At 56.9% G+C, this 6,393-nt stretch carries 7 protein-coding genes; 5 read left to right on the forward strand and 2 right to left on the reverse strand.

All coding sequences use genetic code 11. The features are described from left to right. The 4 genes from NTW95_10210 to NTW95_10225 form a co-directional block, all read left to right on the forward strand. Positions 1-759, forward strand: a 759-nt coding sequence (locus tag NTW95_10210; protein MCX6557785.1) for a hypothetical protein, incomplete at its 5' end; no start/stop codon positions are given. 67 nt (positions 760-826) lie between these two features. Beyond that, a complete protein-coding gene (gene miaA / locus NTW95_10215) occupies positions 827-1,741 on the forward strand; it encodes a tRNA (adenosine(37)-N6)-dimethylallyltransferase MiaA (protein MCX6557786.1) in 915 nt (304 codons plus the stop codon). Next, on the forward strand, positions 1,720-2,976 hold the full coding sequence (gene hflX / locus NTW95_10220) for a GTPase HflX (GenBank protein ID MCX6557787.1): 1,257 nt from the start codon (positions 1,720-1,722) through the stop codon (positions 2,974-2,976). Before miaA ends, hflX begins: the two co-directional genes overlap by 22 nt. After that, on the forward strand, positions 2,973-4,268 hold the full coding sequence (locus NTW95_10225) for a tetratricopeptide repeat protein (GenBank protein ID MCX6557788.1): 1,296 nt from the start codon (positions 2,973-2,975) through the stop codon (positions 4,266-4,268). Before hflX ends, NTW95_10225 begins: the two co-directional genes overlap by 4 nt. 367 nt (positions 4,269-4,635) lie before the next feature. Here NTW95_10225 and NTW95_10230 read toward each other — a convergent pair whose 3' ends face one another. After that, on the reverse strand, positions 4,636-5,196 hold the full coding sequence (locus NTW95_10230; GenBank protein ID MCX6557789.1) for a hypothetical protein: 561 nt from the start codon (positions 5,194-5,196) through the stop codon (positions 4,636-4,638). 443 nt (positions 5,197-5,639) lie between these two features. Between NTW95_10230 and queF the strand changes: the two genes are divergently transcribed. After that, positions 5,640-5,969, forward strand: a complete 330-nt coding sequence (gene queF, locus NTW95_10235; GenBank protein ID MCX6557790.1) for a preQ(1) synthase — start codon at positions 5,640-5,642, stop codon at positions 5,967-5,969. Positions 5,970-6,053: 84 nt separating this feature from the next. On the opposite strand, the gene NTW95_10240 is transcribed toward queF, so the two are convergent. Beyond that, positions 6,054-6,393, reverse strand: a 340-nt coding sequence (locus tag NTW95_10240; GenBank protein ID MCX6557791.1) for a hypothetical protein, incomplete at its 5' end; no start/stop codon positions are given.

Below are 6,393 nucleotides of genomic sequence, written 5' to 3' on the forward strand. Positions count from 1 at the left end.
GTTTTTTCGCTCTTTACACTTAGCGCCGGCCGCTACGATATCATCGCCCGGCCGAAAAACGAGAATGAAAACATCGTGCTCAACCTGTCCATACCCGAGGCGATTCTCGAGGGCATTCGCCAGATCGAGGACCAGCCTTTCATCGAGAGCCGTTTCGGCGAAAATATGGAATTTTTTGCCGGTTCCGGCCGGAACCATTTCCCGCTCAAGCTGAAACCGTTCGAGACGCACATCCTCTCCCTGGTCTCCACGGCGACCCCGTTGGTTGAGATCGTCGCCAAAAGCGAACTGCTGCGCTTCGACACCCTGAAAATCCTCTACAGCCTGCTGCGGCTGGACCTTCTCTGCGACAGCCGGCAGCCATCGCGCCAGCCGACCCCCAATGCCGGCTGCGCCCCAACCACCTTCAACTCGTTCGAAGATGCCTTGCGGTACTATAACCGGAAATACGAATACATCTACCGGGTCTTGTCCAAGGAGATCGGCCCGGTCGCCCAAACCATCCTTTTTGAAGCCATCACCGCCATCATGGAATCGATCCCCGCCTGTTTCCGCAACCTGGAAATAACGGCCGAGGGCTGCATCGAGGCAAAATCGGTCCTGAAAAGCATCTGGTACGAGAGTTTCGAGGAACACAGCACGGAATTTCTCAAAGGCCTGGAGGAAATCCTTTACGCCGAAATATACGCGGTCAAGCGCCACCTGGGCAAAGATCATGAAAAGGTGATTCTGCAATGGATCAGGGAACCCGGAAACTGAAACGCCGGCGCCTGCAGCTCGCCTTCCTGGCACTGGCCTTTGTCGTGCTGTTTCTCCTCCTGGGCGGATGAAACCCCTCATCCAGGTTCTCGGGGCCACCGGCGTGGGCAAGAGTCAGGTCGCTTTCGCCCTGGCCGGTAAATTCGGCGCCGAAATCATCTCGGCCGATTCGGTCCAGGTCTACCGCGGTTTCGACATCGGCACCGACAAGGTCGATCCGCGCCGGCAACGGGAGATCCTCCACCACCTCATCGACATTATCGACGATTGCTCGCAATTCAACGCCAGCAAATTCTTGGAGCTCTCCTTCAGCGCCGCCGAGAAGATCAATACCCGCGGCCGGATTCCGCTGGTATGCGGCGGGACGGGGCTCTATTTGAGGGTCATGAGCCAGGGCATCTTCGCCGAGAATAAAAACAACGCCACGCGCCGGCAGCTGGAGGAAAAGGCGGCGCTTCACGGCTGGCCGGCCCTATGGCAGGAATTGCAGGCCATCGATCCCGTTTACGCGGAAAAAATAAGCCCACACGACAAGGTGCGCCTGGTCAGGGCGCTGGAGATCCATCGCCACTGCGGCCTCCCCCCCAGCGAGGCCTTCCGGCATTCCCGCTCCCCTTTCTCCGCCTATGCGTTCATCCGCATCGGCCTGGAGATGGACAGGAAAAAATTGTACGAACGGATCGACCGCCGCGTGGAACGGATGATCGAACGAGGGCTGGTGGCCGAGGTCGAGGCGCTGCTCAAGCGCCATCCTCCCGCCTGCCCCCCTTTCAAGGCGCTGGGATACAAGGAAATCGTTGCCCACCTGCGCGGGGAAACCGATCTGGAAACGGCCCTGGAATTGATCCAGCGCCATTCCCGCCAGTTCGCCAAGCGGCAGCTTTCCTGGTTCAGGCAGGAAAAAGACATCCAATGGTTCGATCCGGGCGACCTGGACGCCATGGCCAGCCATATCCGCGCATGCATAGCGAAAAAGCCCTGATCTGCGGCCTCTTTTCATCTCAACAGCGTGAAACGGAGATCGTTGCCTGCATGAACGAACTGGCCGCGCTCTGCCAGACGGCCGCGGCCGATGTCGTCGCGCAAACCTGGCAAAAACGTCCCGTCCCCGACCGCAAATACCTTCTCGGCCCGGGCAAGGTCGAACAGATCAAGCTCCAGCTGGCGTCGTCCGGCGCCAATCTGGTCGTTTTCTTCAATGTACTGAACTCCCTGCAGCAGCGGAACCTGGAAGACTTCCTGGGCGTCAAGGTCATCGACCGCAGCCGCCTGATCCTTGATATTTTCGCCGGCCGCGCCCGTAGTATCGAAGGCAAGCTGCAGGTGGAACTGGCCCAGCTGCTTTACCTCCTGCCGCGCCTGACCGGCAAGGGAGTGGAATTGTCCAGGCTCGGCGGCGGTATCGGCACCCGCGGCCCGGGCGAAAGCAAGCTGGAAACGGACCGCCGGCTGATCAAGGACCGGATCGCCCGCATCCGCAAGAAGCTGGAAGCGGTGCTCAAGAACAGGGACCTGCAGCGCCAGCGGCGCCACGCGCTGCCGGTGCCGCTGGTGGCGCTGGTCGGTTACACCTCGGCCGGCAAATCGACGCTCTTCAAAACCCTGAGCGGGGAAGACGTCCCGATCTCGAAAAAATTGTTCTCCACCCTCGACCCGTTGTTGCGCCGGGTCGATCTTTTCGACATTCACCCCGGCTATTACTTCATCCTCTCCGACACGGTGGGATTCATCCGCAGCATGCCCGAGGAGCTGTTCACCTCGTTCCAGGCCTCGCTGGAAGAGGTGCATCACGCCGACCTCATCCTGCATGTCATCGACCTGACCAACCCAGATTGGCTCGGTCAGAAACACGAAGTCGAAAAAGTGCTGCAGCAATTGCGCATCGAGCGGGAGAAGATCATCACCGTCTTCAATAAAATCGATCTGCTGGACGACCGGGAATCTTTGCTGGGCCGCCGGAACCCGCGCGAAGTCTATATTTCGGCCAGCGAGCGGTTGGGAATCGGCGATCTGAAGGGGGTTATATTCCGGAGTTATTTCGCCGATTACGAGTCGTACCGGCTCGAGGTCGCCGACGAACAGCAGCTGGACGCCTTGAGCCAATGGGCGATCGTCGTCGAAACCAACCGCGTCGACGGCCTCATCCGGGCGGACGTTTTAAGTTCCCGGGAAAAAATGTTAAAATTCAGGGAAAAGCACGGAGGTGTGGTCCAATGAAAGCTCTTTTGCCTGCAACGCTCATCGTGTTGACCATCGCCTGCGGCGGCGTGAAACCGGCAAAAATCGATTTTCATTTGCCCGCCCTCCCCGGCAGCGACGTCAGCGACGCCAATTTCCGCCAGGGCTGGGAACAATTGCAGAAGGGGGACAGCGACGCGGCCTACAAGTCCTTCCAGCTCAGCGAGGTGCGCCTGGACAAGAAGCAGGCGGCCTTCGGCTACGTTTTCCTGGCGCGCCAGAAATACAGCGCCGCCTCGGCCCAGTTCGCCCAGGCGTTGGCGACGAACCCGGAAAACATGGAAGCCGGCATGGGCTTGGCCATGATCCAGGAGTACGAAGGCAAGACGACCGATGCCTTCCGGGCCTACGCCGACCTGCTGACGCGTGCTCCCGAAGACACCTGGCTGAAGCTCAAGTATGAAAGCATAAAGACCAGCTCGACCCAGGAATGCCTGCGCCAGGCCGAATCCTATCAGAACAGCGACAAGGAAAAGTATGTCGCATGCCTGCAGCAAGCCCACTTTTTTTCGCCCGAGATGACGGCCATCACCCTGAAGATCGCCGCTTTTTATTACGAGGAAAACCAGTGGCCGCGCAGCCGGACATTCTATGAAGCCGCCCTGGAGAATGAACCGTACAACCAGGACGCATTACTGCGCCTGGCCGCCATCTACGAAAAGGACGGCAAGTTCGACCTGGCCTTGGTCACCCTGGACCGCCTGCTGGCGCTCAAGCCGGGCGACCCCTTCCTGGAGGGGGAAAAGAAGCGCGTCAACGACCGGTTCCAGGAAATGAATCTGCCGGAAAAATTCAAAAAAATATTTTTCAAGGCCGAGATCAACCGCGAGGAAATGGCGGCCCTGATCGGTTATTATTTCGACCGCTATATCGAGATGGGCAGCGCCCCGGTGATCATCACCGACATCGACGGCTCGTTCGCCAAGGAGCAGATCATCAAGACCTGCACGGCCGGCATCATGGGCGTCCGCCCCGACCACAGCTTCGACCGCTTCTCCATCCCCGACCGGGCGACCTTCGCCGTGAACCTGAAGGCTCTCATCGATTACCTGCAAAGCAGGGGGCATACCCTGCATTTTACGCCGCTGCCGAACCCGGTCGAGAGCCTTGACCTTTCACCGCTGCACAAGAACTATGAAATCATCAAATTCATGGTCAACGCCCAGATCCTCCCACTGGACGCCGAGCAGCTTTTCAATCCCACCCGTCCCGTTTCGCCCAACGACGTCATCTTCTCCCTGAAAAAAATCCTGAACAGCATCGGGGAATAAACTCAGCTAATCAATCAAGGGTAATAACGGGACAGACAAACTAAATACCAACACTATGTTTTTGGTAATCCCCTTAAACCGCCAAAAATATCTAGTGTTGGTATAGTTTGTGCTGCACGGGACAGACAAACTAAATCCACCAAGGTCGGTGGATAGTTTGTGCTGTCCCGTTTCGCCCAACGACGTGATCTTCTCCCTGAAAAAAATCCTGAACAGCATCGGGGAATAAGACCCAGCCTCACCCCCTCGTCCCCCTCTCCTACAAGCGAGGGGGAATTTCATATAACTACACCCGTATTATTTTTAACGTTCCGGAGAGCCCCTTCTCCTTTAGGTACGCATCGTTATGCTGAGTTTTACGAAGCAATTAACGATGCCACCCCACAACGCAGGGGAAAGGGCGGCACAAACCTTCCGCCGACTTTGGATGCATGTTGGAGTACATCTTGGAAAAGGCCTTCCAGTCAAAAGGCACCTCGGTGGTGGCCCAGACCTTCATCTTCATCTGCATCATCATCATGCTCATGTCCACGTCGTAACCGCTGCAATTCCATTTGCCCACCTTCTGGGTCTGGCCGTTGGCAGCGACCTTGACGGTCATCTTCATCATCCCCATCATGCCGGCGGCCTCCTTGGGCACGAGCTTGGACATGTCCAGCGGCAGGTCGGTCTGCACGTACGATTTGTCCTTGGTGTTGATGATGTACATGACATTCCTGCCCATGTCGGTGATCATGACCTTGTCTTTGCTGACCATGGCCATCTGGTTGTTGCCCACCCACTGCTCGGTGCTTTCGTCCTTGGCCGGCTGCTTTTGGCCCATCATTTCGAAGGCGTCGGTATGCACGTTGGTCTTGATATAGATATCCGCCGACAGGAAAACCGAGAACGCCACCAGTAAAAACACCGCGAATAAGATTTTTTTCATCTGTCCTCCTTTGAAGACGCATCATAGCGGCATTCGCCGTTTTTGTCAAGCAGCACAAACCATCCGCCGACTTTGGCGGATTTGGTTTGTCTGTCCCCCCGAAGGGGGGCGAGGGGCCGAAACGGCGCAAATAAGCGTGCCAATAAAGTAAACCATTTGGCGTTGGCGCACGTATATCCTATTTAAAAGCGACACCCCCTTCTAATATAGGAAGAGGAAGGAAGGGATGGACCTTGTTTCTCCCCCTCCCTCCTTAGGAACATCCGCTACTTCCTTCCTCTTCCGCTTTTTCCTTTTACCAGAAGCCGTTCCGGCCGGATTTTCTCTTGACAGCCTAGAAAAAATCGCCCATAATCGGACCAGGAGCGCTCATGACCCTGTAAGACATCAACGAGTATTTGCAGGCGATCAGGAAGGACGCTTCTTTCATCAGCGCCGACGTTTTGGAAACCGTCCCCTTCAAAAATCGGGGCGCGGATACCCGGGTGGAGATCCGCAACCCCGAGTTCACCTCCCTTTGCCCCAAGACCGGCCTGCCCGACTACGGCACCGTCACCGTCACCTACGTGCCCGACAAGACGATCATCGAATTAAAATCGTTGAAATACTATTTTCTGCAATATCGCAACAGCGGCATCTTCTACGAGAACCTGGCCAAGCTGATCCTGACGCACCTGGTCGAAAAGGTTCAGCCGCTGGAAATGGTCGTCGAAGCCGAGTTCACCCCCAGGGGGGGATTGACGACAAAAGTGGTTTCAACCTACAAGAAATAATCCGATTTTTTTGTAGGGGTAACCCTTGCGGTTACCCTTTTACAGGGAATCTGGGGCAGGGGCAAGCCCTGCCCCTACCCTAAATCACAGCTCCCGCGCCAGCCACAATCTCCTGCCCTTGCGGTAATGATGCCAGATCAGAACGGCATTGACCAGCAGAAATCCCGAAAACCAGGCGCTGATCTCCGCGTAGGGCACCGTCCCGCGCGTGTAGCGGTGCCAGTAAAAGACCGCCACCGGCCGCACCAGGAAGAGCATGCCGCCGACCAGGTAGATCATGCTCCAGAGCATGTAGGATATCCCCTGCTTGGAGACGATCACGTGCTCGGGCGAGATCGGGTTCGTCTCGTTGGTTTCGATGCCGAGTTCCAGCGAAAGGACGGTCAGGAAGATGATGGCCGGCACCAGGAACAACAGGGCGATG

The organism is Candidatus Aminicenantes bacterium, assembly GCA_026393795.1.
Taxonomy (GTDB): domain Bacteria; phylum Acidobacteriota; class Aminicenantia; order UBA2199; family UBA2199; genus UBA2199.